The following is a 24151-nucleotide window of genomic DNA, read 5'->3' as shown; positions in this document are numbered from 1 at the left end:
AGGAAAACAGGAGCACGACATGATCACTCTCATCACCTTTGCCCCGTCATTCGGGCAGATTGCCGCCAGCCCCTTTTGCGTCAAGGCTATCTGGCTGCTGAACATGTCCGGCGAGGACTGGCAACGGGAAGACAGCACCGATCCGCGCAACATGCCCAAACAGAAACTCCCTGCCATTCGGGTCGATGGGCAGGTAATCGCGGACAGTGACAATATCCGCGCCTTTCTGGAATCGCGTGGGGCGGATTTTGACGGCGGGTTATCCGAAATGGAAAAGGCCGCCTCGCGCGCCTTCATCCGCATGGCCGAGGAGCATATCTATTTTCACAACGTGTTGGCCCGCTGGGGCGACGATGACGTCTGGCCGGTGATCCGGGACACTTATTTTGCCCAGATCCCCAAACCCCTGCGCGGCTTCATCACCGGTAAGTTGCGCAAGAACCTGTTGACGGGGATGAAAACCCAGGGGCTTGGCCGCCTCTCCGCGCAGGAGCGGCTCGAAAGGCTGGAACCGGACCTGCAGGCGATCACGACGCGGCTCTGGCAGGGGCCTTTCCTGTTCGGCGACAGGCCCACTGCCGCCGATGCTTCGGTGGCACCGATGCTGGCCGGATTGCGGGCCACGCCGGGCAACGGGCCGGCAAAGATGCGCATTGCCGGGGACCGGATGCTTTGCCGCTACATCGACCTTTGCCAGAACATGCTGGACATGCCGAAGGTGTACGATGTCACTTCGACCGCCGTGTCCGAGCCACTTTGCGCTTGATCTTGTCCTTCTTGCGCTTGGCCTTGGTCGCGCTCCGGCGGGGATGGCGCCCTGCCGGGGATTGCCGCCCCTGCGGGACTTTCTGATCGTCGATTTCAAGCAGTTCCAACGCGATGCCGCCAGTGACCGGCACAGCCTCTGCCAGGCGGACGGTGACGCGTTGACCGATGCTGATCAACCTGCCGGTGTCCGACCCCATCAGGGTCTGCGCCTCACGGTCATAGTGGAAATACTCGCGGCCCAGCGCACGCATGGGCAGCAATCCATCCGCCCCGGTCTCATCCAGCTTCACAAAGGCCCCGAACCGGGCGATGCCGCTGATCCGGCCGGTAAATTCGCTGCCCACACGTTCAGACAGATAGGACGCCAGATAGCGGTCTGTCGTGTCCCGCTCCGCCGTCATGGATCTGCGTTCCGTGTCGGAAATATGCGCGCCGGTCTGATCCAGCGTTTCCATGTCCTCGGGCGTCAGCCCGTCCTTGCCCCAGCCATGCGCGGTGACCAGCGCGCGGTGCACGATCAGATCGGCATAGCGCCGGATCGGCGAGGTGAAATGCGCATAGGATCGCAGCGCCAGGCCAAAATGCCCGATGTGTTCCGGCCCGTAATAGGCCTGGGTCATCGAACGCAGGGTGCTGAGATTGATCAGTTCCGCATCATCGGAGCCCGCCGCATCGTTCAGCAACCGGTTCAGATGTGCGGTCTGCAGCACCTGCCCCTTGGCCAGCGTGTACCCGGCAGCAGCTGCGGTCTCGCGCAAGGCGTCCAGTTTCTCCTGCGAGGGTTCCTCGTGGATACGGTAAAGCAGCGGTATCTTCTTTGCCGCCAGCGTTTCGGCGGCAGCGACATTCGCCAGCACCATGAATTCCTCGATCAACCGGTGAGCATCCAGCCGGTCCTTGAAGTTCACTGACTTGACCTTGCCGTCCTCCGCCAGCTCGATCCGCCGCTCTGGCAAATCCAGGTCAAGCGGCTGGCGCTCGGCCCTTGCCAGCTTCAGCGCGCCATAGGCCGCGTAAAGTGGTTTCAGCACCGGATCCAGCAGCGGCCCGGTCCTGTCATTCGGATTGCCGTCAATGGCGTCCTGCACTTCTTCGTAATGCAATGAGGCCGGCGAGCGCATGAGCCCGCGATGAAACGAATGCTTCAGCTTGTTACCCCTGGCATCCAGCACCATGCGCACTGCGATACAGGCGCGCGGCACGCCTTCGTGCAGCGAACACAGATTGCCTGACAGGCGGTCAGGCAACATCGGCACGACGCGATCCGGGAAATAGGTGGAATTCCCCCGCTTGCGCGCCTCGCGATCCAGGGCAGAGCCGGGGGTGACGTAATGGGCAACATCGGCAATCGCGACCCAAAGCACATGACCGCCTTCGTTCTTCGGGTCCTCGTCGGCATGGGCATAGCAGGCGTCGTCATGGTCGCGCGCGTCTGAGGGGTCGATGGTGATCAGCGGCAGATCGCGCAGGTCCTCGCGGCCTTTCAGCCCGGCAGGTTTCTTTGCATCCGCTTCGGCAATCACATCGTCGGGAAAGTGATCCGGAATGCCGTGCTGATGGATGGCAATCAGCGACACCGCCCTGGGTGCCGAAGGGTCGCCCAGCCGTTCAACAATGCGCGCCCTGGGCAGGCCCATACGGCCCTTTGGCCCGGCCTGTTCCGCCTCGACCAGCTCGCCATCCCTGGCACCATGGGTCGCCCCCTCGGCCACCACCCATTCGCGGTCGGCCCCCTTGTCGATCGGCACGATCCGCCCGCCTTCGCTGCGCTTGCGGAAAATGCCCATGACCCGTTTGGGATTGGTGCCGATCCGCCGGATCAGGCGGGCTTCGTAATTGTGACCTTCTTCCTTCACGACGGTCAGCCGTGCCAGGATGCGATCGCCTTCGCCCAGCGCGGGGTCGGATGCGCGTGGGATCACCAGAACAACGGGTTCCACCCCCTCGCCCTGCCATTCCATCGGCTTGGCAATCAGATCGCCATCCTTGTCCGCGTGGCTGATGACCAGAACGGATACCGGCGGCAGGCGGTCAGGATCCTGATAGCTGCGCTTGCGCTTTTCCAGATGCCCTTCTGCCTCCAGCTCCTTGAGCTGACGCTTGAGGTCGATGCGCGCGGCCCCCTTGATCCCGAACGCCTTGGCGATGTCACGCTTGGCGGTCAGGGTGGGGTTCTGTTCGATCCAGTCAAGGATCTCGGCTTTGGTCGGAATGTTGCTCATCCCCCTCAGCTAGCACGCGGCCCTGCCAACGTCATGTTCAAATCGTCAGCGTTGTCCACGTCGCTCAGGGTATCGCATGTCGCGATCCGGTGGTCCGGCAGCGTTGCCCGGCTGTCGGCCAGCGCCGTGGACGTGGACCAGCGCAGGTTGCGAAAAAATCCGGGGGGCTGACGGCGCGGGTGTTTCAGACCGATCAGCCAGAAACCCCCGTCCGGGGCCGGGCCAAAGACCGCATCATGATCACCCAGCCGCCTGAATGCCCTGGCAATATGCGCCCGGTTCACAGCTGGAATATCCGCGCCAATCAGGCAGGCGGGCCCGTGCTGCACCTGGCGCAGCATCCGCGCCATCCGCTCCCCCAAATCACCGCGTCCCTGCGCCAGACGGGGCAGACCGGCGGGCCAGACGCGGCTGCGCAGCCCTTCGGCATCCGGTGAAACGGCCAGCACGATCTGCCAGCGCGGATCGTCCAGCCTTTGCAGCAGGCGCCCTGCCTGATGCCGGAACCACCATGCCGCTGCCGTCATGCCGATGTCGCGGCCAAGGCGGGTTTTGACCCGTCCGGGATGCGGCTCTTTCAGCATGATGATCAGTGTTCGGTTCAAAGATCCCGCACCATGTCGCGATGGGGAATGCCCGCATCGTCAAAGACCGGCCCGACCGCCGTGAACCCAAGCGCCTCGTAGAATCCCAGGGCATGTACCTGCGCGCCCAGCCTGGCCTTGCGCGCGCGCCCTTCTGCAGCCGCAAGCGCCGCACGGATCAGACCCGCGCCCAGCCCGGTGCCCCGATGGGATTTCAGCACGCAAACCCTGCCAATCTTGGCGACCTCGCCGTCGAACAGAACCCGGGCGGTCCCCACCGGTGTGGCCCCGTCCCGCGCCAGAAGATGCAGGCAGGAATTGTCCAGCCCGTCGACTTCATCCGCCTCGCTGACGCCTTGTTCCTCGATAAAGACAACCCACCGCAGACGCAGGCAGCTTGCCAGGTCATCGGTCGTTTCAATCGTCACGCTCATGCAAAATAGTCGCGCAGAATGCGCCCATAGATCGCCTTGAGCTGATGTATCTGCTCAACCACGACATGTTCGTCCACCTGGTGCATGGACTGGCCCACCAGCCCGAATTCCACAACCGGGCAATGCGCCTTGACGAAACGGGCATCGGATGTGCCACCGGTGGTGGAGAGTTCAGGCGTCACCCCCGTTTCAGCAGCAACCGCGGTTGCCACCAGCGCCGAAAGCGCGCCCGGCGGCGTGATGAAACTTTCGCCCGAGATCTTGATGCTCATCTCGATCTCGACACCAAAGGCATCTCGGACCTGTGCCACTTCCTGCTCCAGCCATGCGGTCAGGCTGGCGCCGGAATGTGTGTCATTAAACCGGATGTTCACGGCGGCCGAGCAGCTGCGCGGGATCACGTTGCTGGCGGGGTTGCCGGTGTCCACGGTCACCACGGCCAGCGTGGAGGGGTCGAAGTGATCCGTCCCCCGGTCCAGCTCATGACTGGCAAGCCGGTCCATCAGCCGCACCATGGCAGGCAGCGGGTTGTTGGCGCGATGTGGATAGGCCGAATGCCCCTGCGTCCCGATCACCTTGAACCAAGCGGACATCGACCCGCGGCGGCCGATCTTGATCATATCGCCCATCTTCTCGGGGCAGGTCGGCTCTCCCACCAGGCAGGCATCCATACGTTCGCCATTTTCCGCCATGTAGTCCAGCAGCGCCGCCGTGCCGTCCACGCCATCGCCCTCCTCGTCCCCCGTGATGGTCAGGACAACAGACCCATCCGGCGGTGTGTCACGCACGAAATCGACGGCAGCGGCGACAAATGCCGCAACGCCGGATTTCATATCCGTGGTGCCACGGCCATACATCACCCCATCCTTGATCTCGGCGCCGAAGGGCGGCATCGACCAGTCATCGGGATTGCCCACGGGCACCACATCCGTATGCCCGTTAAAGCCGAAAGCCTTGCCGTTGCCCCTGGCCCCCCAGCGGGCAAAGAGGTTGCAGATGCCCCCCCGGTCCACCCGGACACAATTGAAACCGGCCAGCGACAGAACCTCCTCGACAATCTCCAGCGCCCCTTCGTTTGCAGGGGTGACAGAGGCGCAGCGCACCAGCCTTGCCGTAAGCTCTACAGGGTCAGTCGCGGGCATATCGGGCTCCTTGGTTAAGGTGTTTTGGTCGGCATTGACCTTTTGTGACCAAAAAAGCGCGGTGCCAAGGGGGGGATTTCACGAAATGCTTAACAGTTTTGTCCGGATGGTGTTAAGGTTGTGGCAATAATATGACCCGAGGCAGGGCATCAGCAGTAAACGCAAGACCGGACACCTGAAAACAGGGCCATGCTTGCACTTCGGCAAATGAAAAGCACGGGGCTGATCCGTGCGCCGCTGACCAATGTCGCCTCGAACCAAGGGTAAGAGGCAGAGACGTGGTAGCAGCATCAGAACTTCCCATCGAAACGGTCCGAGAAGGCACCAGCGCCACGGATATGGCCGAAACGATATTTGGCGACGGCGTGACCGTCGTCGGCGCGACCTATTACGGTGACAACGACAGCGCCGGCATCTATTCGGGTGGCGACACAACTGCCCCCGGTGTGACGCCGGGCGATACCGGCGTGATCCTGTCGACGGGCAATGCGCAGGATTTCACCAATTCCAACGGCCAGTCGAACCAGAACACCAATACCTCCACCAACACATCGGGAACGAACAACTACCGACCCTACAACGATGTGGCAGGGGCGCGGACCTATGACGCGGCAACGCTGGATGTGGATTTCATTCCCGACAGCAGCGTGATGACCATGCAGTTCGTCTTTTCCTCGGAGGAATATCCAGAGTTCGAGAATTCGATCTATCAGGATTTTGTCGGCGTCTGGGTCAACGGCACACTTGTGCCGATGGACGTGGGCAATGGCGACGTGGACCCGGGCAACGTCAATACCGCCAATAACATCAACATGTACGTGAACAACCAGAACGACCAGTTCAACACGGAAATGGACGGGTTCACGATCACATTGACCCTGACCATGTTCGTGAACCCCGGTGTCGTGAATTCGCTGCGCATCGCCATCGCGGACGTCTCGGACAGCAATTACGATTCCAATCTGCTGATCGCCGGCAACTCGGTTCAGACCGACCTGATCGCGATGTCCGACAACGTGGATCTGTTTCCGGACGGCGAACGTGAAATCGACGTCCTTGGCAATGATATCAACGAGGGTGGCGGCACTCTGACCATCACGCATATCAACGGCGTGGCGGTCAATGCGGGCGACACGATTACGCTGCCGACCGGCCAGACGGTGCGCCTGAATGCAAACGGGACATTTACGGTCACGGGTGACGGTGACGTCGAGAACTTCAACTTCACCTATACGATCGACAACGGCATCAACACCGACGTCGGCTTCGTCAACGCGACGGGCGTGCCCTGTTTCGTCGCCGGCACCCTGATCGCGACCCCCGATGGGGAACGGCCGGCCGAGCACCTGCAACCCGGCGACATGGTGCTGACCCAGGATGACGGCCCGCAGCCACTGCGCTGGAGCGGCACCCGCACCGTTCCCGCCACAGGAGAGTTCGCCCCGATCCACATCCGCGCGAACACCTTTGGCAAGCACCGTGATCTGCTGGTGTCGCCGCTGCACCGGGTGCTGATCCGGGACAATCTGGCAGAGCTGCTGTTCGGCGAGGCCGAAGTGCTGATCGCGGCGCGTGACCTTGTGAATGACAGGTCTGTCACCCGACGCACGGGTGGCGATGTCACCTATGTTCATCTGCTCTTCGACCGCCATCAGGTCGTCTTTTCCGAAGGGCTGGAAACCGAAAGCTTCCTCCCCGGCCCCCAGACCAAACAAAGTTTTGAGCAGGAGATCGTGAATGAGATCTGCGCCCTGTTCCCGGAAATCGACCCGGAGACCGGTGCAGGCTATTCACCCGCGGCACGACGTACCCTGAAACGGTTTGAAGCGGGCCTGCTGCGCGCCGCAAAGGCAGCGTGACGTGACCTGGCTGGCGCTTTGCGATCACGATGGGCGGCGGCTCTCTGTCCGGGGCCTGGGCAGCGACAAGAATGACCAGCCACAGGTCGAGGACGATCCGCGCACGCTGTTGACACGTGGTTCGATCATGTTTGAAACCCGGCTTTCCGCGGATGGGCGTCCGCAACTGCTGTTCGGGTACAAGACGATCTTTCCCTGGCAGCGCAGCCTGACGTTTCAGGCGATACCGGGCGGCGGCATCGCCATGGTGCAGGTACAGGGCAAATCCATCAACCACGCCGCGATCCAGCGCAAGGATGCGGGCCGGACGGATGTGGTCCGGATCACCTATTCCTGGGACAGCTGCGCCAAATGGGGCCGGATGACGCTGGAACAGCCTGAGGTCACGACGCTGACCAGCGTCTATGTCGAAAATCCTCACCCCCTGTCCCTGGAAGACGTGCGTCAGCTGATGCTGGGCAGCGGCGACCACACATTTGCACCGGACATGATTTTTGCCGCCCTGTCCGATCAGATCGAACCGATCGGACCGATGCCCAGTCTTCTGCCGGGGACACCGCTGGCCACGCCATGGGGCTACAGACCCGCCGAGACCTTGCAGCGGGGCGACACGGTGATGACCCGCAATGCCGGGGTGGTCCCTGTCCTGCAAACCATCAGCCGGACCGTTCCCGCGCGGGGCAGCTATCATCCCGTGCGCCTGCGCGCGCCCTATTTCGGATTGCAGCAGGATATCGTCGTGTCACCGGACCAGCGGCTGATCATCGACGGCCCGGAAGTGGAATACCTGTTCGGCCAAGAGGCCGTCCTCGTGCCCGCGCGGCATCTGGTCAACGGCTTTGCCGCGATGGCAGAGCCCTGCGGCCCGACCATCAGCTATACCCAATTGCTCTTGCCCAGCCACGAAACGCTTCTTGCTGCCGGCACAGCGCTCGAAAGTCTCTATATCGGACGTATTCGCCGGAACGGGCAGCATCTGCACGGCAGCCTGCTGCACGGGCTTGATCGCAACAGCCTGCCGGAACACGGCAAGCCCGCGCACCACGTCTTGCAATGGTACGATGCGATTCACCTGGCCCGCCAGCGCGCGGCCTGAAGTCAGAAAGCTGACATCCCGCAGGCCCGATGGCCGCTCGCAAGATCAATCAAAGAAGGGCGTCATCTGCGCGACGATGACCGCGTTTTCTTCCAGCGCGCGGGCCATCAGCGCGCGCTCCTCCTCGTCGATCTCGTGGCCTTCGGCCTCACGCTCGGCCAATGTGCCGTAGCCCGTGACATCAAGCGGATTGGTATCCGCCTGCTTGAGAATCGCCACAGTTTCGCGCACGGCCTCAGCCTCGTCGATGCCGGAAGCAAAGCACATCAGCGCGGCGCCAGTCGCCTTTTCGGGCAGGCCGTCGCCTTCCTTGCGGCCAATCTCGACCAAAAGGGTGTACACTTGCTGTCTGCTTGGACCTTTTTTCGCCATGCGCGCAATTGGCGGCGCAGCAGGGGGTTTGTCAAGCCGCTGCGGCCTCCCCCGGCGCCAGGCTCCAGATCAGCCGCGACCCCGCATTGCGCGGATGGCCGCGATCAACAGGCACGCACCAATAAAGCCGACAACAAGCTGGCCGATCCATCCGCCAAGGGTGAAACCGAATATGAACAACAGAATCGCGTTGAGCAGCATCGCCCCAACGATTCCCATGAAGATGTTGAGCAACAGCCCGTGATCACCCTTCATGAATTTTTCCGCCAGCCATCCGGCGATGCCGCCAACGATAATTGCCGCGATCCAGCCCAAACCTGTCATGGTATCCGTCCTTCCCTGAGATATCGGACAGAAACCCGCAGGTCGGGAAATGGTTCCCGGTCAGGAACGAAGAAGCTCGTTGATCGAGGTTTTCGACCGCGTCCGTTCGTCCACGCGTTTCACGATGACAGCGCAATACAGGCTGACGTTGTTCTTGGACGGCATCGTGCCCGCCACAACGACCGACCCCGCGGGCACTTCACCATACATGATCTCGCCGGTTTCGCGGTCCACTATCTTGGTCGACTGGCCGATGAAAACGCCCATGCCCAGAACGGAACCTTCCCGCACGATGCAGCCTTCGACCACTTCCGAACGCGCCCCGATAAAGCAATTGTCCTCGATGATGGTCGGGCCCGCCTGCATCGGCTCCAACACGCCGCCGATGCCAACGCCGCCGGACAGGTGCACGTTCTTGCCGATCTGCGCGCAGGAACCGACAGTGACCCATGTGTCCACCATTGCGCCGCTGTCCACATAGGCACCGATGTTCACGAAAGACGGCATCAGCACCGCGCCCGGCGCGATATAGGCAGAGCGGCGCACCACGCAGTTGGGCACGGCACGGAAACCGGCCTCTTTCCATTCCGCGTCGCCCCAGCCCTTGAACTTGCTGTCGACCTTGTCCCACCACCCGGCACCCTGCGGGCCACCATCGTGATATTCCATATCCTTGATCCGGAAGCCCAGCAGCACGGCCTTCTTGGCCCATTGGTTCACATGCCAATTGCCGTCTTCCTGCTTTTCCGCAACCCGCAGCTTGCCTGAATCCAATGCACTCAGCGTCTCCTCGATCGCGTCACGGGTTTCGCCAGTGGTCGATGAATTGATTTGATCACGGGTGTCCCACGCTTTTTCGATCGCGGTTTCAAGTTGGGAATTGGACATTGGGCGCACTCCTGCTGAAGAAAGTCTTTGACGCGCTATACCTGCGGACCGGATGTCACGCAACTTCCGTAAAGACGTCGGCCGCAGGGCGGTTCCTGCATGACCGATACCCCATTGCAAGTTCGGCCCAACCACGCCACCCTGACCTGCCATCTAATCCGGAGAGACTGATGAAAGACGATGACCGCCGCCACCCCCTGCGCCATGCATCCAGCGATCGCAGGGCGGCGGAATCCGCACCCGACACGGCACAGACGCGGGCCCCGGCGTATCGTCTGGCGTTTTCCGACGATGATTTCATGTGTCGCGACGAACTTCGCCCCGTGCGGCTGCAACTGGAACTGCTGAAACCCCAGTTGATGCTGGATGCCGAAGGGGTGGAAAGCACCATCGTCCTTTTTGGCGGCGCACGCATTCCGGAACCGGCAGAAAAACACACCGCCCGGACCGAGACCCTGGCGGATCTGTCCCGCTTTTACGATGAAACCCGCGAATTTGCCCGCCTGATGACCCTGAAATCCATGCAGAGCAACGGACGCGAGGGTGTGATCGTCACCGGCGGCGGGCCGGGCGTGATGGAGGCTGGCAACCGCGGCGCGATGGACGCCGGCGGGCGCTCTGTCGGGTTGAACATCGTGTTGCCGTTCGAGCAGGCACCCAATGCCTATGTCACACCGGAATTATGTTTTAATTTTCACTACTTCGCCATCCGCAAGATGCACTTCCTGATGCGGGCCAAGGCGATCTGCGTCTTTCCCGGTGGCTTTGGCACCATGGACGAAATGTTCGAGGCGCTGACCCTGATCCAGACGGGCCGGATGGAGCCGGTTCCGTTTCTGCTGTTTGGGCGGGCATTCTGGGAAAAGATCATCAACTGGGACGCGCTGGCAGATGCCGGCACCATCTCGGTCGAGGACCTGGACCTGTTCCGATTTGTCGAAACAGCAGCCGAAGCGATGGACCTGATCGAAAACTGGAAAGTGTCACCTGCGCGCAAGGAAATTCCCGGCCGGTAAGCACCTGCTGTTGATCGTTCTGCGCCTGGTTGATCGTCCGGGCGTCAACAGCCGTGCGCCTCGCCCGCCGGCGCAATCGGTCCGGTCAGGCGCGCGCCTGGTCGGGCAGCACACCAACTTCCACATGATGTGGCAGCGTTTCCACGATTTCACCGTGATCCGTCGACTTGATCGCATAGCCATATCCGGCCAGCCGGTGTTTCCATTCGCGACTGGAAAGCGCCACGGCGCGTTCCCGCAGCACGAGGTCCATGACCTGAGCGGTGATAAAAGGGTCCTTGTTGATCATGACAGACATTTTCTGTCTCCTGATTGGGTTTCTACAGGAAACAATCTTGACGCCGCCCATGGCAACATTTGCTCGGGAATGCGTCGGAACAAAGGTCATTTCAGGACGCACCGAACGACCCGTGATGTCATAAATCTGTAGTTTATTGCTTTAATTCAGATAGATAAACCCCGGAGGCCGCCTGACCCCCGGACCAAAATTGATCTCAAACCGCCTGATTCCATTGCCTCGGGAGCAGCATCAGCATCTCTTTGCCGGATGGCAGATCAACTGATCCCCGCGTCCGCCTGGATCTGCTTGCGCGACTTGCGCGCGCGTTCCGTGGCCGATTTCAGCTGCCCGCAGGCCGCCATGATATCCTCGCCCCGCGGGGTCCGGATCGGAGAGGCATAGCCGGCCTTGTAGATGATATCGGCAAAGGCGCGGATGCGGTTGTTGCTGGACCGCTTGTATGGCGCACCGGGCCATTCGTTGAATGGGATCAGGTTGATCTTGGCCGGAATGCCGTCAATCAGCTTGACCAGCCGCCGCGCGTCTTCGTCACTGTCATTGACGCCGTGCAGCATGACATATTCGAAGGTGATCCGCTCTGAATTGCTGACCTTGGGATAGCTGCGCAGGGCGTCCAGCAATTCCTCGATGTTCCAGCGCTTGTTGATCGGCACCAGTTTGTCACGCACCTCATCCGTGGTGGCATGGAAGGATACCGCAAGCTGGCAGCCAATCTCCTGCGCGGTGCGCCAGATCTCCGGCACCACGCCCGATGTGGACAGCGTGATCCGACGGCGCGACAGCTGGATGCCTTCGGCGTCCATCGCGATTTTCATCGCGTCGCGCACGTTCTCGAAATTATACAGCGGTTCACCCATGCCCATCAGCACGATGTTCGACAAAAGCCGCGTCTCATCCTTGACCGCGCCCGGGACCGGCCATTCGCCCAGATCGTCCCGCGCCACCATGACCTGGCCGATGATCTCTGCCGCCGTCAGGTTGCGCACCAGCTTTTGCGTGCCCGTGTGGCAGAACGAACAGGTCAGCGTGCACCCTACCTGTGACGATACGCAAAGCGTGCCGCGCCCCTCTTCCGGGATATAAACCACCTCGACCTCATGACCGCCGGCAATGCGGACAAGATACTTGCGCGTGCCGTCGCTGCTGACCTGCCTGGTCACGACCTCCGGCACCTCGATCACGAATTTCTCAGCCAGCTCGGCCCGATAGGCCTTGGCCAGATTGGTCATCGCATCGAAATCACGCACGCCCCACTGGTAGATCCACTGCCAGATCTGGCCGACCCGCATCTTAGCCTGCTTTTCCGGCGTGCCGTTGGCGATCAGAACCTCCCGCATCTTGTCGCGGGTCATCCCGACAAGGTTCACAGGACCCTCCGGCATCTTGCGCGGAATGGTATGGACTTCCTGGGTGATTGGCGCGGTGGCGGTCATGGGGCGACTCTCCTTGGGTGGATGCGTCTCTATATAGAATGTGCCGCGAATTGCAAAAGGGTCTTGAACCGCACGCTCCGGGGTATGGTTATCCCCACTTGCGCGGTCTTTGCATCCGGCCCAACTTCAATCCATTCAGACTTTCGCACCCCTGGCTTCATTTCAAGCCACCCTGCAGGGGCATGAACCATTTTCTCTGAAGGATAGATGTATGTCGATATTCTACGGCCTCGCCCTGACATCCGGTACGGCCCTGATTGTCATCTTCGGCGACTACCTGATCAAAACCGCCGTTGTCGAGGGCCAGTCAGCCGGATCGCCACTGGTCATCATCGGCTGCGCGCTTTACGCGGGCTCGGCCCTGCTTTGGTACTTTGCCCTGCAGCACATCACACTTTCGCAAGCCGGAGTCGGGTTTTCCATGATCACGCTGATCGCGCTCTGCGCCCTGGGCGTGCTGCGGTTCGGCGAAACCCTGGAATTCAGGGAATTCGCCGGAATCGGCTGCGCTCTGGCGGCGATGGTATTAATGGTGCGCATCGTCTGAACGCACCACCCACCAATGTTCAGCCACCGCAGCGCTTGGCCGCGTCTTCCACCGCTGCCGTGAATCCCAGCAAGGAGAACGTGTCCTTGGTGTTCGTCCCCCGACCTGACTGACCGCTGAGTACCGCATCGGCACCGCGTTTCATCGCTGTGATGATCTTGGCATCATCTTCGGTGGTTGCCGGCCACGCCCATTCACCCTCGGTGAACAGCTCAAACGTATTGCCGGAAATATCCATGTTTACGGTCGATCCCGACTTGAAGGGGTAGCCACCGGTAAAGGCAACCTGCCCCTTGGCGCCGGCAGAGGGCCGGTAGAACACCATCAACAAGGTCTGACCGCGGTTCACCGCGACAACCCGGCCATCGCGCGAATTCACGGTTTCCTTTGGTGTGGACACACCCCAGCATTCGGTCGGGTTGTCCTCGACGAAGACACTCCAGTCCGTCTTGGCAGCGACGCGGTTCGTGCTCTGATCCTGTGCGGCAGCGCCTGACGCCGCAAAAGCGGCCAACCCTGCCACAACCCCTAAATTCTTAATAATTCGCATCTGTCCAGCCTCCAGCTGTCCTTGACCTCAACTCAATCGCAAGCCTTGATGGCGGCGTTGTTTGGCCGCTCTCCTGCAAGTGCCTGTTATCTTTTCGACAACAAGCATAATAACGCGAAACAGGCGACAGACGAAACCCTGATTGGCAGGATTTCGCGCACGAATCGGAGGAATTCATGACCCAGCCAAGCCCCTTTGCCGAAATCTGGCGTGGTCCCATTCTGGAAAGCGTCCATTCAGGCCATGCGGTGGTCTGCGACGACACCGGCCAGATCGCGCAATCATGGGGTGATCCGAGTGCCGTGATCCTCCCCCGTTCGTCGTCCAAGATGATCCAGGCCCTGCCGCTGGTCACCTCCGGTGCCGCCGACAGGATGAGGCTTTCCACCGAACAGCTTGCGCTGGCCTGCGCCTCGCACAACGGCGCCGCGATCCATACCGACAGGGTCAACTCATGGCTCGATACCCTTGGCCTGGACGATGCCGCATTGCGATGCGGTCCGCAGGAACCCGATGACCGTGATGCCCGCAACCACCTGATCCGGGCAGATGAAGCCCCCTGCCAGGTTCACAACAACTGCTCGGGCAAACACGCGGGTTTCCTGACACTGAACAGGCATCTTGGCGGCAATTCGGAATATGTCGATCCGGCACATCCGGTACAAAAGGCCTGCCTGGACGCCTTCGAAGACGTCACAGAAGAGACTTCACCCGGCTACGGCATTGATGGCTGCTCGGCCCCGAACCACGCCTGCACGCTGCACGGCATGGCACGCGCCATGGCCCGTTTCGCCGCCGCGCCCGATGGCGCCGCCGAAACCCGCCTGCATCAGGCGATGCGCCTGCACCCGGAGCTTGTCGCGGGCGAGGGTCGGGCCTGCACCGAGCTGATGCGCGCGATGGACGGCAAGGTCGCCCTGAAAACCGGCGCCGAAGGCTTCTTCATCGCCATCCTGCCCGAGCAGAAGCTGGGCATCGCCCTCAAGGCGGCCTGCGGCACCACGCGTGCCGCGGAATGCGCCATCGCCGCGATTCTGGTCAAACTCGGCGCCCTTGATCCGAACCACCCCGCCACGCTGAAACGCATGAACGCCCCGATCACCAACAGACGAGAGATCGTGACAGGTGTGCTGAAACCTGCTGCCGAACTCCTCTGATTCTTTTTGGCAAAAAATATTCCCGGGGGAGTCCGAAGGACGGGGGCAGCGCCCCCACCGGATCGCCGCCGTCAGGCGGCGAAATCCGATTGCGCATAGCCCTGCACATAAAGCAAGGCGGTCAAATCACCGAAATTCACCCGCACATTACATTGCGCGGCTACGGCAGGCTTTGCGTGCAGCGCCACACCAAGGCCCGCACGCTTCAACATGCCCAGATCGTTCGCCCCGTCCCCGACAGCGATCACATCCGCCTCGGCAATGCCCAGCCGCGCCGTGATCTGCTCCAGCGCATCGACCTTTGCCTGTTTACCCAGGATCGGCATCCCCACCTCACCGCTCAACACACCCTTGTCGACCAGCAGGGTGTTGGCCCGATGCTCGTCAAATCCCAGCAGAGCGGCGACCTTTGCCGTAAAGGCCGTAAAGCCGCCGGAGACCAGAGCCGCATGGCCGCCCTGGGCCTTCATCGTCGCCAGCAGCACCGGACCGCCCGGCATCAGGGTAATCCGTTCCGCCAGCACCTTGCCGATCACCGATTCCGGCAATCCTTTCAACAGACCGACCCGCTCGCGCAATGCGCCGTCAAAATCCAACTCGCCATTCATCGCACGCGCCGTGATGTCCTTGACCCTTGCCCCCACACCGGCCTCATTGGCCAGTTCGTCGATACATTCCTGCTGAATCATCGTGCTGTCCATATCGGCCAGCAGCATCCGTTTGCGGCGATTCGCGGTCGGCAAGACAACCAGATCGACGCCCATTTTCTGACACTCCTCCCAGACGGCCTCGAAATTGTCGGGCTGCTGCGCGATCCCGAATTCCGCCGCCTCGTCCGGCGCCAGCCAGACTGCTTCGCCGCCGCCCCAGGCATTGCGCAGGTTTTCGACCAATGAGGGCTCAAGAGTCCGCGCTTGGGGTGAGGTCAGCAAGACAACTGTGTACATCCGAAGTTTCCGATCCGCGTCATTCAGGTCGCAAATGTGCGACAAGGCGGCGTTCTAGACACGTTTTTCAGATTGCGCCAGCCTGACCAACCGCTTAAACGCAGCCTTGGGACACCCTTCCCCAACGAAGGGCGCTTATCTGAGAGGGTAGCATCAATGGCTATTACTGCACCGGCAACGCGGCCGGCTAATCCGCGTTTTTCTTCCGGCCCCTGTGCCAAAATCCCCACATTCGATCTGACCAAGCTGGCATCCGCTCCCCTGGGGCGCAGCCACCGTGCCGCTCCTGGCAAGGCCAAACTGCTTGCGGCAATCGAGACGACCCGCGAGGTCCTCGGTGTGCCGGCGGATTACCGCATCGGCATCGTACCTGCCTCTGACACCGGGGCTTTCGAGATGGCCATGTGGTCCCTGCTGGGCGAACGCCCTGCCGAAATGGTCGCCTGGGAATCCTTCGGCGCGGGCTGGGTCACCGATGTGGTCAAACAGCTCAAGATCGAAGCGACGGTACACGAGGCCGACTATGGCCAGATCGTCGACATGGCGGCGCTCAACTACGACAACGATGTCTGCTTTACCTGGAACGGCACCACCTCCGGTGTGCGGATGCCGAACGGCGATGCGATCCCGGCGGATCGTGCGGGCCTGACCCTCTGCGACGCGACCTCGGCCGCCTTTGCGCAGGACCTGCCCTGGGACAAGCTGGATGTGACCACCTTCTCCTGGCAGAAGGTGCTGGGCGGTGAAGCGGCCCACGGCATGCTGATCCTCAGCCCCCGCGCGGTGGAACGGCTGGAAAGCTACACACCCGCCTGGCCCCTGCCAAAGATTTTCCGCCTGACAAAAGGCGGCAAGCTGAACGAAGGCATCTTCAAGGGCGAGACGATCAACACGCCCTCCATGCTCTGCGTCGAGGATTACCTGCTGGCGCTGGACTGGGCCAAATCCGTGGGCGGGCTGAAGGGCCTGATCGCGCGGGCCGACGCCAACGCGCAGGCGATCTTTGATTTCTGCGAGGCGAACGACTGGATCGCGAACCTGGCCGAAGACCCGGCCACGCGTTCCAACACATCGGTCTGCCTGAAGTTCACCGATGACCGCATCACCGACGGTGCCGCCTTTGCCAAGGCTGTCGCCAAGAGGCTGGCAGACGAGGGCGTGGCGCTGGACATCGGCGCCTACCGCGATGCCCCCGCCGGTCTGCGCATCTGGTGTGGCGGTACCGTCGAAACCGCCGACATCGAGGCGATGCTGCCCTGGCTCACCTGGGCCTTCGAGGCCGAAATCAACGCATGATCGGTGCGCCATAAAGGCACCCCCAACGCATGACCCGTAGGGTGCGCATTCACTGCGCACCTTCCCCCATCCCTCAAAGGACCACAGCAATGGCCCCCAAAGTACTCATCTCCGACAAGCTCAGCGACGCCGCCGTTCAAATCTTCAAGGACCGCGGCATCGACGTGGATTTTCAGCCCGACCTGGGCAAGGACAAGGACAAACTGGCCGAGATCATCGGCAATTATGACGGCCTTGCCATCCGCTCCGCGACCAAGGTCACCGAAAAGATCCTCGCCAATGCGCCGAACCTCAAGGTCATCGGCCGCGCTGGGATTGGCACCGACAACATCGACAAGGAAGAAGCCTCCAAGAAAGGCGTGATCGTCATGAACACGCCCTTCGGCAACATGATCACCACCGCCGAACACGCCATTGCGATGATGTTCGCCGTGGCCCGCCAGATCCCAGAAGCCTCGGCCTCCACCCATGCCGGCAAATGGGAGAAGTCGAAGTTCATGGGTGTCGAACTGACCGGCAAGACGCTGGGCGTGATCGGCGCGGGCAATATCGGCGGCATCGTCTGCGACCGTGCGCGCGGCCTCAAGATGAAAGTCGTCGCCTACGATCCCTTCCTCGGCGACGAGAAGGCCAAGAAGATGGGCGTTGAAAAGGTCGAACTCGACGAACTGCTGAAACGTGCCGATTTCATCACCCTGCACGTCCCTTACACCGATCAGACCGCCAATATCCTCAGCCGCGAGAACCTAGAGAAAACCAAGAAAGGCGTGCGCATCATCAACTGCGCCCGTGGCGGTCTGGTGGACGAAGAGGCGCTGGCCGAAATGCTGAAATCCGGCCATGTGGCGGGTGCGGCATTTGACGTCTTCAAGGTCGAACCGGCCACCGAGAACCCGCTGTTCAACCTGCCCAACGTGGTCTGCACCCCGCACCTCGGTGCCGCCACGACAGAGGCACAGGAAAACGTCGCGCTGCAGGTGGCCGAGCAGATGGCGGATTACCTGCTCACAGGTGCCGTCAGCAACGCGCTGAACATGCCATCGGTCACCGCCGAGGAAGCCAAGGTCATGGGCCCATGGGTCAAGCTGGCCGGACATCTGGGGGCCTTCATCGGTCAGATGACAGATGAACCGATCAAGGCGATCAACATTCTTTACGACGGCTCGGTCGGCAAAATGAACCTCGACGCGCTGAACTGCGGTGTGGTTGCCGGCATCATGAAACGCGCCAACCCGGACGTGAACATGGTTTCCGCCCCGGTCGTCGCACGCGAAAAGGGCATCCAGATCAGCACTACCAATCAGGACAAATCGGGGGTCTTTGACGGGTATATCAAGGTCACCGTGGTCACTGAAAAACGCGAGCGATCCATCGCGGGCACTGTCTTTTCCGACGGCAAGCCGCGCTTTATCCAGATCAAGGGCATCAACATCGACGCCGAGATCGGCGAGCATATGCTTTATACCACGAACGAGGACGTGCCTGGCATCATCGGGACGCTGGGCCAGACCATGGGCGAAAACAATGTGAACATCGCCAACTTCACATTGGGACGTTCTGCCGCAAAGGGCGAAGCCATTGCGCTGCTCTATGTGGATGAAGTCGTGCCCGAGCCGGTCATTCAGAAACTGCGCGCGACGGGCATGTTCAAACAGATCAAGCCCCTGCAGTTCGACGTGGCCTGACAAGCGGTTCAGGGGCGCTCCGGCAGGAGCGCCCTTTTTCGTTCAGGCCGCGCGGTTGCGCAGCACCACTGCAAGAAACAGGAGCATGGCCACAACCGTGATCATTGAACCGATCTTGGCCAGCGATTCCGTACCACCCGACAGGACGATGGCAATGCCCGGCACCAGTACGATCAGCCCGACCACGGAGACGGCAAAGTGGATCATCGCCAGGCGGCTTTGCGCGGCACCGGGCACCACGTGATAATAAAGGGCAAACAGCGTCATGCTGACCCAGCCGATCAGGTTGAGATGCCCATGCGCGGGGGAGAGGCCATGATCGTGCGTGGCTGACATCTGAATGCCCCAAACCATCCCGACCAGCACCGAAAGCACACCCACCAACAAAAAATAAAACGCCAGACCTTTCATTTGCCCTTCCAATTCATCCAGTTTCCAATCCACACGAACACAGCACCGTCCGCAAAAGAGGGCTGCCACGCAGAAGCGAGGAGCAGCCCCCATAAAGAATGACTTTTTTGCAAAAATCGTGCTGATACTATGCCATAAATTTCGCCATATAAAAAATTAATTAAATGTATTATCATTATAGATGATATGAATTTTGGCAGCTTTGATCTGAATTTGCTCCGCGTTCTTGACGCGTTGCTGGAAACCCGGTCAGCGACCCACGCGGGCCAGCGGATCGGGCTTTCGCAACCGGCGGTATCCGCTGCGCTGGCGCGGTTGCGTGCCGCGCTGAACGACCCTCTGCTGATACGGATCGGTCCCCGGCTTGAACCAACCGACTATGCCCTGTCACTTGCCGAACCACTGCGGACATTGCTGGATCAAACCGAATCCATACTTTCCGGCCCGCCGCGTTTCGATCCCAGCATCGCGGACGACCGGTTTCGCCTGTCGGGCAGCGATTTCTTTGCCGAGATGCTGATGCCGCAGCTGGCGGAGAAAATCGCGCAGGAGGCACCCGGCGTTCGCATTCAGCTGGTCGATCTGGTGCCGGACAACTTCGCCGGCGCATTGGAACGGCAGGATGTCGACCTGGCCATGGTGCCCCAGATGGAAGGCCCGTCCTGGATGGAATGGCAGCCGATGTTCCGTGCACGTTTTTCCATGATCGCGCGGCGCGGGCATCCGCGGCTGGCAGCCTTGCCGACGCCCGGTGAAATCGACATCGACACCTTTTGCGATCTCAGCCATGTCCTGTTTTCGCCGGAAGGGAACCTTGCGGCGATGGCTGACGCCGCATTGGCCAAGGTTGGCCGAAACCGACGTGTCGTCATGACACTTCCGGTCATGTACGGCGTGTGCAGCGCCGTGGCTGAAACCGATTATGTTGCGGTTGTCCCCGATCAACTGGCAAGAAAGATCAGCACAAAACTGAACCTGCAGGTTCTGCCGCCCCCTGTCGTCATGCCGGAGCCGGTGATTGGCATGATCTGGCACCGGCGCCGCACCAATGCAGCTGCACATATCTGGATCCGTGGTGTCATCGCAGATATCCTGGCACCGCTTGACGCATATCGTCAGGCTGACGGCTAGGCTCTGGACCCATTAACTCTATATGCTCAGTTTGACAGATTTTTTCGCAGACCAGGAACATCTGCGCAAGAATAGTGGTTCTATTTCAAGCAGATGTGACGCAGGCTTCGGGAAAATCCGTCAAACCCGAAGGGCGGCGATTTCGCTTCATTTCAACGTCTTGGGCCGTTTGCAAATAGAACCACTATTGGCTGCACGCCCCAAACCATTGAAATTTTGTGAAATTGCCGCTGAGCATGTAGAATTAATGGGTCCAGAGCCTAGGGGCTTTTCTTGCGGGTCGGCCTGCGCTACCTGCTGCGCATGACTGATCCCATTTACGCCATCGGCGACATTCACGGCCAGCTGCAGGAATTGCAGCGTGTGCTATCCCTGATCGAAGCCGATGGTGGCTGCGACGCCCGGATCGTTTTTCTCGGCGACTACACCGACCGTGGCCCAGACAGCCGCGGTGTGCTCGACCTGCTGATCGAGGGGCAACGCAGCAACCGACCCTGGACTTTCATCAAGGGGAATCATGACCGCATGTTCGAATGGTTCATGCGCGACTACCCCCAGCACGAGGCCTATCTGCCGGTCGAGCTATACTGGCTGCACAGGCGGCTGGGCGGTGACACCACACTGGAATCCTACGGGGTCGACTTTGGATCACGGAACCGGATGCTGGCCGTCCACGAAGCGGCGCGCAAGGCGGTTCCACAGGCGCATCTGGAGTTCCTGAAAGGGCTGGACCTGTGCCACGAGACCGATGCGCTGTTCTTCTGTCATGCGGGCATTCGCCCCGGCATCCCGCTGTCCCGGCAGGACGAGGAAGACCTGTTGTGGATTCGCAATGAGTTTCACGAATATGCGGAACCGCACCCAAAGATCATCGTACACGGTCATACGCCGGTCGATCAGGCAACGCATTACGGCAACCGGATCAATCTCGACAGCGGGGCGGGATACGGGCAACCGCTGACGGCGGCGGTCTTTGAGGGCAGCAATTGCTGGACACTCACCGACAAGGGCCGCAACCCACTCACGCCGGAAAGCTAAACGCCGGCGTGACCTGCCTCAGGTCCAGTCCAGCACAACCTTTCCTGACTGGCCGGACTTCATCGCGGCGAACCCGGCTTCGAAATCATCAACGCCAAACCGGTGGGTGATGATGGCCGAGACATCCAGCCCGTTTTCCAGCATCGCGATCATCTTGTACCAGGTCTCGAATATCTCGCGGCCATAGACGCCCTTGATCGTGATCGCCTTGAACACGATGCGGCTCCAGTCCACCGGCGATTTTCCCGGCGGTATGCCCAGCATGGCGATCCGCCCGCCCATGGTCATGGCCTCGACCATCTGGTCCAGCGCAGCCTGTGACCCCGACATCTCCATGCCGACGTCGAAACCCTGTTTCATCTTCAGGCGGGCAATGACGTCGCGCAGGTCTTCCTGGGCCACGTTGACCGGCACCACATCCGCGACCCTGGCCGCCAGTTCCAGCCGCGCCGGGTTGATGTCGGTGATTGCGACGTGCCGCGCACCCACGTGCCGCGCCACCGCCGCCGCCATGATGCCGATCGGCCCGGCACCGGTGATCAGCACATCCTCGCCCACAAGGTCAAAGCTCAGCGCAGTGTGTACGGCATTGCCCAGAGGGTCCAGGATCGCGCCGATGTCATCGCTGATCGTATCGGGCAAGGGCACCACGTTGAAAGCGGGCAGTTTGAGGTATTGCGCAAAGGCCCCCTGTTCGTTGACGCCAATGCCCCGCGTCGCCGGGTCGAGGTGGAACTTGCCCGCGCGCGATTGCCGCGATTGCTTGCCGATCAGATGCCCCTCGCCCGAACAGCGCTGCCCGATCTCCAGCCCTTCGACATTGCGCCCGATCTCGACAATCTCGCCCGCGAATTCGTGACCGGTGATCATCGGCACGGGCACGGTCTTTGCCGCCCAGTCGTCCCAGTTCCAGATATGAATATCGGTGCCGCAGATGCCGGTCTTGTTGATCCTGATCAGCACGTCGTCGGCGCCGATCTCGGGCACCGGGGCATGGGTCATCCACAGGCCTTCTCGCGCATGCAGCTTGCTCAGCGCCTTCATCTCGTTGGTCATGACAGCACCCCGCTGGCCTTGCCCGCCACCTCGAACGCCGTCAGCGCGCGGTCCAGCTCATCGCGCGTCAACGCCGCATTCATCTGGGTGCGGATCCGGGCCTGTCCGCGCGGCACAACCGGGAAGAAAAAGCCCGAGACATAGACGCCCTCCTCGAACAGGCGCGCGGCCATGTCCTGCGCCAGCTGCGCTTCACCCAGCATGACCGGAACGATGGGATGTTCACCCGGCAGCAGGTCAAACCCCAGCCGCTCAAGACCGGCGCGCCAATAGGCGGTATTCGCGAACAGCTTCTCACGCCGGTCGTCGCCCGCCTCGACCAGGTCCAGCGCCTTGAGCCCGGCCATGACGATGGCAGGCGGCAGGGAATTGGAGAAAAGGTAGGGCCGCGCACGTTGGCGCAGCAGGTCGATCACCGGCTGCGGCCCTGCGATATAGCCGCCGATGGCCCCGCCCAGCGCCTTGCCCAGGGTGCCGGTCAGCAGGTCCACATCCACCCCGAAATGGGCGGGCGTTCCCGCGCCCTTTGGCCCCATGAACCCGGTGGCATGGCAATCGTCCACCATCACCAGCGCCTCGTATTTCTTTGCCAGCGCGGTGATCTCTGGCAGTTTCGCCAGATAGCCGTCCATGCTGAACACGCCATCCGTCGCGATCAGAATGAACCGTGCGCCGTCTTCCCGGGCAAGTTTCAACTGCCCTTCCAGATCGTCCATGTCGCTGTTGGCGTAACGATACCGTCTGGCCTTGCAAAGCCGGATGCCGTCGATGATGGAGGCATGGTTCAGCGCATCCGAGACAATGGCGTCTTCCGGTCCGAACAGCGGTTCGAACAGGCCGCCATTTGCGTCGAAACAGGCGGCAAAGAGGATGGAATCATCCTTGCCCAGGAAGGCCGCCAGCTTCTGTTCAAGCTCACGGTGAATATCCTGCGTCCCGCAGATGAAGCGGACAGAGGCCATGCCGAACCCCTTGGGGCCCATCGCATCCTGCGCCGCCGCGATCAGCTCGGGGTGATCGGCCAGCCCCAGGTAGTTGTTCGCGCAGAGGTTGATGACGGAGTGCCCGCCCACATTGATTGTCGCGGCCTGGGCGGAGGTGATCATCCGCTCTTTCTTCATCATGCCGTCCGCATCAATCTGCGTCAGGATGTTTTCGATATGGTTCAGATAGGCCTGGGTCATGCGCATGTCCTTTTCCTTGCTCTAACATGGCGCATCACGGCACAAAACCAAAATATCCAATATTCCGGAAATTTTCTTTTATAGCAGAAACACGCGCGCGCTTCAGGCGTAATGTACCACCAGAAAGGCCCGTGCCGGACCTTCATGCGCAGCGATGCAATGGTTCACATCCGCAGGATAGCGGGCGGTGTCAGATGTATTCAGCACCTGCGCGCTTTCCCCGCTGCGCAGGCTGATGCGGCCTTCGATCACGGTCAGATGCTCGCGCGCACCCCGCGCATGCGGCTGGCTGTCCAGTGCACCACCGGCGGCTATGTAAAGATCGTAAACCTCATGCCTGCCCGCCTCCTCTGGCGGGGACAGGATGCGAATCCGGCACCCGGAACCAAGATTGTTGATGGCCGGCACATCCTGTGCCCTAAGCAATTCAATCCGCGACACCTGCGGCGCGCCGTCCAGCAGACCGGCGAAATCGACCTGCAAGGCACGGGTCAGGTTCCACAACGTCGCGATGGTGGGCGATGATTCTCCCCGCTCGATCTGGCTGACCATGGACCGGGACACACCCGACAATTTCGCAATCGCCTCAAGCGACAGGCCCTGCCCCAGCCGCGCCTGTTTCAGGCGCGCAGGCAGCTGGGTCAACATTGTGTCAGAGCTTTCCGTCATGACGGAGGAATTGACCGCGCCCGGGTGAAAGTCAACAACCG

At 61.2% G+C, this 24151-nt stretch carries 25 protein-coding genes; 10 read left to right on the top strand and 15 right to left on the bottom strand.

Annotated elements, in window-relative coordinates; genetic code table 11:
- The first annotated feature begins 19 nt into the window (after positions 1-19).
- Positions 20-766, top strand: a complete 747-nt coding sequence (locus ACWNZ3_RS00915; RefSeq protein ID WP_496900883.1) for a glutathione S-transferase family protein — start codon at positions 20-22, stop codon at positions 764-766.
- Here the strand turns inward: ACWNZ3_RS00915 and rnr are convergent.
- The 4 genes from rnr to dapE are packed head-to-tail and all read right to left on the bottom strand — an operon-like array spanning position 729 to position 5150.
- Complete coding sequence (gene rnr / locus ACWNZ3_RS00910; protein WP_496900882.1) at positions 729-2990, bottom strand: ribonuclease R; 2262 nt, start codon at positions 2988-2990, stop codon at positions 729-731. The genes ACWNZ3_RS00915 and rnr overlap by 38 nt on opposite strands.
- A 5-nt stretch (positions 2991-2995) precedes the next feature.
- Positions 2996-3595 carry a TIGR04282 family arsenosugar biosynthesis glycosyltransferase gene (locus tag ACWNZ3_RS00905; RefSeq protein WP_496900881.1) on the bottom strand — a complete coding sequence of 200 codons (600 nt, stop codon included), beginning with the start codon at positions 3593-3595 and terminating at the stop codon, positions 2996-2998.
- Complete coding sequence (locus tag ACWNZ3_RS00900; RefSeq protein ID WP_496900880.1) at positions 3592-4008, bottom strand: GNAT family N-acetyltransferase; 417 nt, start codon at positions 4006-4008, stop codon at positions 3592-3594. The genes ACWNZ3_RS00905 and ACWNZ3_RS00900 overlap by 4 nt, the downstream gene beginning before the upstream one ends.
- The gene (gene dapE / locus ACWNZ3_RS00895) at positions 4005-5150 is read right to left on the bottom strand and encodes a succinyl-diaminopimelate desuccinylase (protein WP_496900879.1); all 1146 of its coding nucleotides are present in this window, start codon (positions 5148-5150) and stop codon (positions 4005-4007) included. The genes ACWNZ3_RS00900 and dapE overlap by 4 nt, the downstream gene beginning before the upstream one ends.
- A gap of 278 nt (positions 5151-5428) precedes the next feature.
- Here dapE and ACWNZ3_RS00890 point away from each other — a divergent pair, with 278 nt between their 5' ends.
- Together ACWNZ3_RS00890 and ACWNZ3_RS00885 are read left to right on the top strand one after the other, a co-directional pair.
- Positions 5429-7009, top strand: coding sequence for a Hint domain-containing protein (locus ACWNZ3_RS00890; protein WP_496900878.1), 1581 nt, complete (start codon positions 5429-5431; stop codon positions 7007-7009).
- Between the two features lies 1 nt (position 7010).
- Complete coding sequence (locus ACWNZ3_RS00885) at positions 7011-8105, top strand: Hint domain-containing protein (RefSeq protein WP_496900877.1); 1095 nt, start codon at positions 7011-7013, stop codon at positions 8103-8105.
- 45 nt (positions 8106-8150) lie between these two features.
- Here the strand turns inward: ACWNZ3_RS00885 and ACWNZ3_RS00880 are convergent, their stop codons facing one another.
- The 3 genes from ACWNZ3_RS00880 to dapD form a co-directional block, all read right to left on the bottom strand.
- Positions 8151-8477, bottom strand: coding sequence for a DUF8846 family protein (locus tag ACWNZ3_RS00880; RefSeq protein ID WP_114274447.1), 327 nt, complete (start codon positions 8475-8477; stop codon positions 8151-8153).
- A gap of 69 nt (positions 8478-8546) precedes the next feature.
- Positions 8547-8801 carry a GlsB/YeaQ/YmgE family stress response membrane protein gene (locus ACWNZ3_RS00875; RefSeq protein WP_274573413.1) on the bottom strand — a complete coding sequence of 85 codons (255 nt, stop codon included), beginning with the start codon at positions 8799-8801 and terminating at the stop codon, positions 8547-8549.
- Between the two features lie 60 nt (positions 8802-8861).
- Complete coding sequence (gene dapD / locus ACWNZ3_RS00870) at positions 8862-9689, bottom strand: 2,3,4,5-tetrahydropyridine-2,6-dicarboxylate N-succinyltransferase (RefSeq protein WP_496900876.1); 828 nt, start codon at positions 9687-9689, stop codon at positions 8862-8864.
- Between the two features lie 170 nt (positions 9690-9859).
- Here dapD and ACWNZ3_RS00865 point away from each other — a divergent pair, with 170 nt between their 5' ends.
- Positions 9860-10705, top strand: a complete 846-nt coding sequence (locus ACWNZ3_RS00865; RefSeq protein WP_496900875.1) for an LOG family protein — start codon at positions 9860-9862, stop codon at positions 10703-10705.
- 85 nt (positions 10706-10790) lie between these two features.
- On the opposite strand, the gene ACWNZ3_RS00860 is transcribed toward ACWNZ3_RS00865, so the two are convergent.
- Complete coding sequence (locus ACWNZ3_RS00860) at positions 10791-11003, bottom strand: hypothetical protein (protein WP_114274130.1); 213 nt, start codon at positions 11001-11003, stop codon at positions 10791-10793.
- A 257-nt stretch (positions 11004-11260) separates the two neighbouring features.
- Positions 11261-12439 (bottom strand): dual-specificity RNA methyltransferase RlmN, encoded by a 1179-nt coding sequence (gene rlmN / locus ACWNZ3_RS00855; protein ID WP_496900874.1) that lies wholly within the window; start codon positions 12437-12439, stop codon positions 11261-11263.
- A 211-nt stretch (positions 12440-12650) separates the two neighbouring features.
- Between rlmN and ACWNZ3_RS00850 the strand changes: the two genes are divergently transcribed.
- Positions 12651-12986: an EamA family transporter gene (locus tag ACWNZ3_RS00850; protein ID WP_269366799.1), complete on the top strand. Its 336-nt coding sequence runs from the start codon at positions 12651-12653 to the stop codon at positions 12984-12986.
- Positions 12987-13005: 19 nt separating this feature from the next.
- Here the strand turns inward: ACWNZ3_RS00850 and ACWNZ3_RS00845 are convergent, their stop codons facing one another.
- Positions 13006-13536, bottom strand: coding sequence for an invasion associated locus B family protein (locus ACWNZ3_RS00845; RefSeq protein ID WP_269366798.1), 531 nt, complete (start codon positions 13534-13536; stop codon positions 13006-13008).
- Positions 13537-13712: 176 nt separating this feature from the next.
- Here ACWNZ3_RS00845 and ACWNZ3_RS00840 point away from each other — a divergent pair, with 176 nt between their 5' ends.
- On the top strand, positions 13713-14693 hold the full coding sequence (locus ACWNZ3_RS00840) for an asparaginase (RefSeq protein ID WP_269366797.1): 981 nt from the start codon (positions 13713-13715) through the stop codon (positions 14691-14693).
- Between the two features lie 71 nt (positions 14694-14764).
- On the opposite strand, the gene serB is transcribed toward ACWNZ3_RS00840, so the two are convergent.
- Positions 14765-15640 carry a phosphoserine phosphatase SerB gene (gene serB, locus ACWNZ3_RS00835; protein ID WP_496900873.1) on the bottom strand — a complete coding sequence of 292 codons (876 nt, stop codon included), beginning with the start codon at positions 15638-15640 and terminating at the stop codon, positions 14765-14767.
- 156 nt (positions 15641-15796) lie between these two features.
- Between serB and ACWNZ3_RS00830 the strand changes: the two genes are divergently transcribed.
- Together ACWNZ3_RS00830 and serA are read left to right on the top strand one after the other, a co-directional pair.
- Positions 15797-16936: a phosphoserine transaminase gene (locus ACWNZ3_RS00830; RefSeq protein WP_274573418.1), complete on the top strand. Its 1140-nt coding sequence runs from the start codon at positions 15797-15799 to the stop codon at positions 16934-16936.
- An 89-nt stretch (positions 16937-17025) separates the two neighbouring features.
- Positions 17026-18621: a phosphoglycerate dehydrogenase gene (gene serA, locus ACWNZ3_RS00825; RefSeq protein WP_496900872.1), complete on the top strand. Its 1596-nt coding sequence runs from the start codon at positions 17026-17028 to the stop codon at positions 18619-18621.
- 42 nt (positions 18622-18663) lie between these two features.
- On the opposite strand, the gene ACWNZ3_RS00820 is transcribed toward serA, so the two are convergent.
- Positions 18664-18957: a hypothetical protein gene (locus ACWNZ3_RS00820; protein WP_496900871.1), complete on the bottom strand. Its 294-nt coding sequence runs from the start codon at positions 18955-18957 to the stop codon at positions 18664-18666.
- Positions 18958-19245: 288 nt separating this feature from the next.
- On the opposite strand from ACWNZ3_RS00820, the gene ACWNZ3_RS00815 reads away from it, so the two are divergent.
- Together ACWNZ3_RS00815 and ACWNZ3_RS00810 are read left to right on the top strand one after the other, a co-directional pair.
- Positions 19246-20163 carry a LysR family transcriptional regulator gene (locus ACWNZ3_RS00815; RefSeq protein WP_269363059.1) on the top strand — a complete coding sequence of 306 codons (918 nt, stop codon included), beginning with the start codon at positions 19246-19248 and terminating at the stop codon, positions 20161-20163.
- 303 nt (positions 20164-20466) lie between these two features.
- Positions 20467-21201 (top strand): metallophosphoesterase family protein, encoded by a 735-nt coding sequence (locus tag ACWNZ3_RS00810; protein WP_496901928.1) that lies wholly within the window; start codon positions 20467-20469, stop codon positions 21199-21201.
- Between the two features lie 18 nt (positions 21202-21219).
- Here ACWNZ3_RS00810 and tdh read toward each other — a convergent pair whose 3' ends face one another.
- The 3 genes from tdh to ACWNZ3_RS00795 all read right to left on the bottom strand — a co-directional run bounded on the left by tdh (position 21220) and on the right by ACWNZ3_RS00795 (position 24110).
- Positions 21220-22257 carry an L-threonine 3-dehydrogenase gene (gene tdh / locus ACWNZ3_RS00805; RefSeq protein ID WP_496900870.1) on the bottom strand — a complete coding sequence of 346 codons (1038 nt, stop codon included), beginning with the start codon at positions 22255-22257 and terminating at the stop codon, positions 21220-21222.
- Positions 22254-23441 carry a glycine C-acetyltransferase gene (locus tag ACWNZ3_RS00800; RefSeq protein WP_496900869.1) on the bottom strand — a complete coding sequence of 396 codons (1188 nt, stop codon included), beginning with the start codon at positions 23439-23441 and terminating at the stop codon, positions 22254-22256. The genes tdh and ACWNZ3_RS00800 overlap by 4 nt, the downstream gene beginning before the upstream one ends.
- Before the next feature lie 102 nt (positions 23442-23543).
- Positions 23544-24110, bottom strand: coding sequence for a helix-turn-helix domain-containing protein (locus ACWNZ3_RS00795; protein WP_269363065.1), 567 nt, complete (start codon positions 24108-24110; stop codon positions 23544-23546).
- Positions 24111-24151: the final 41 nt, after the last annotated feature.

Source organism: Sulfitobacter sp. IGS-18, assembly GCF_059628195.1.
Note: the sequence above shows the minus strand (reverse complement) of the source record. Positions and strands in the feature narration are given on the sequence as shown.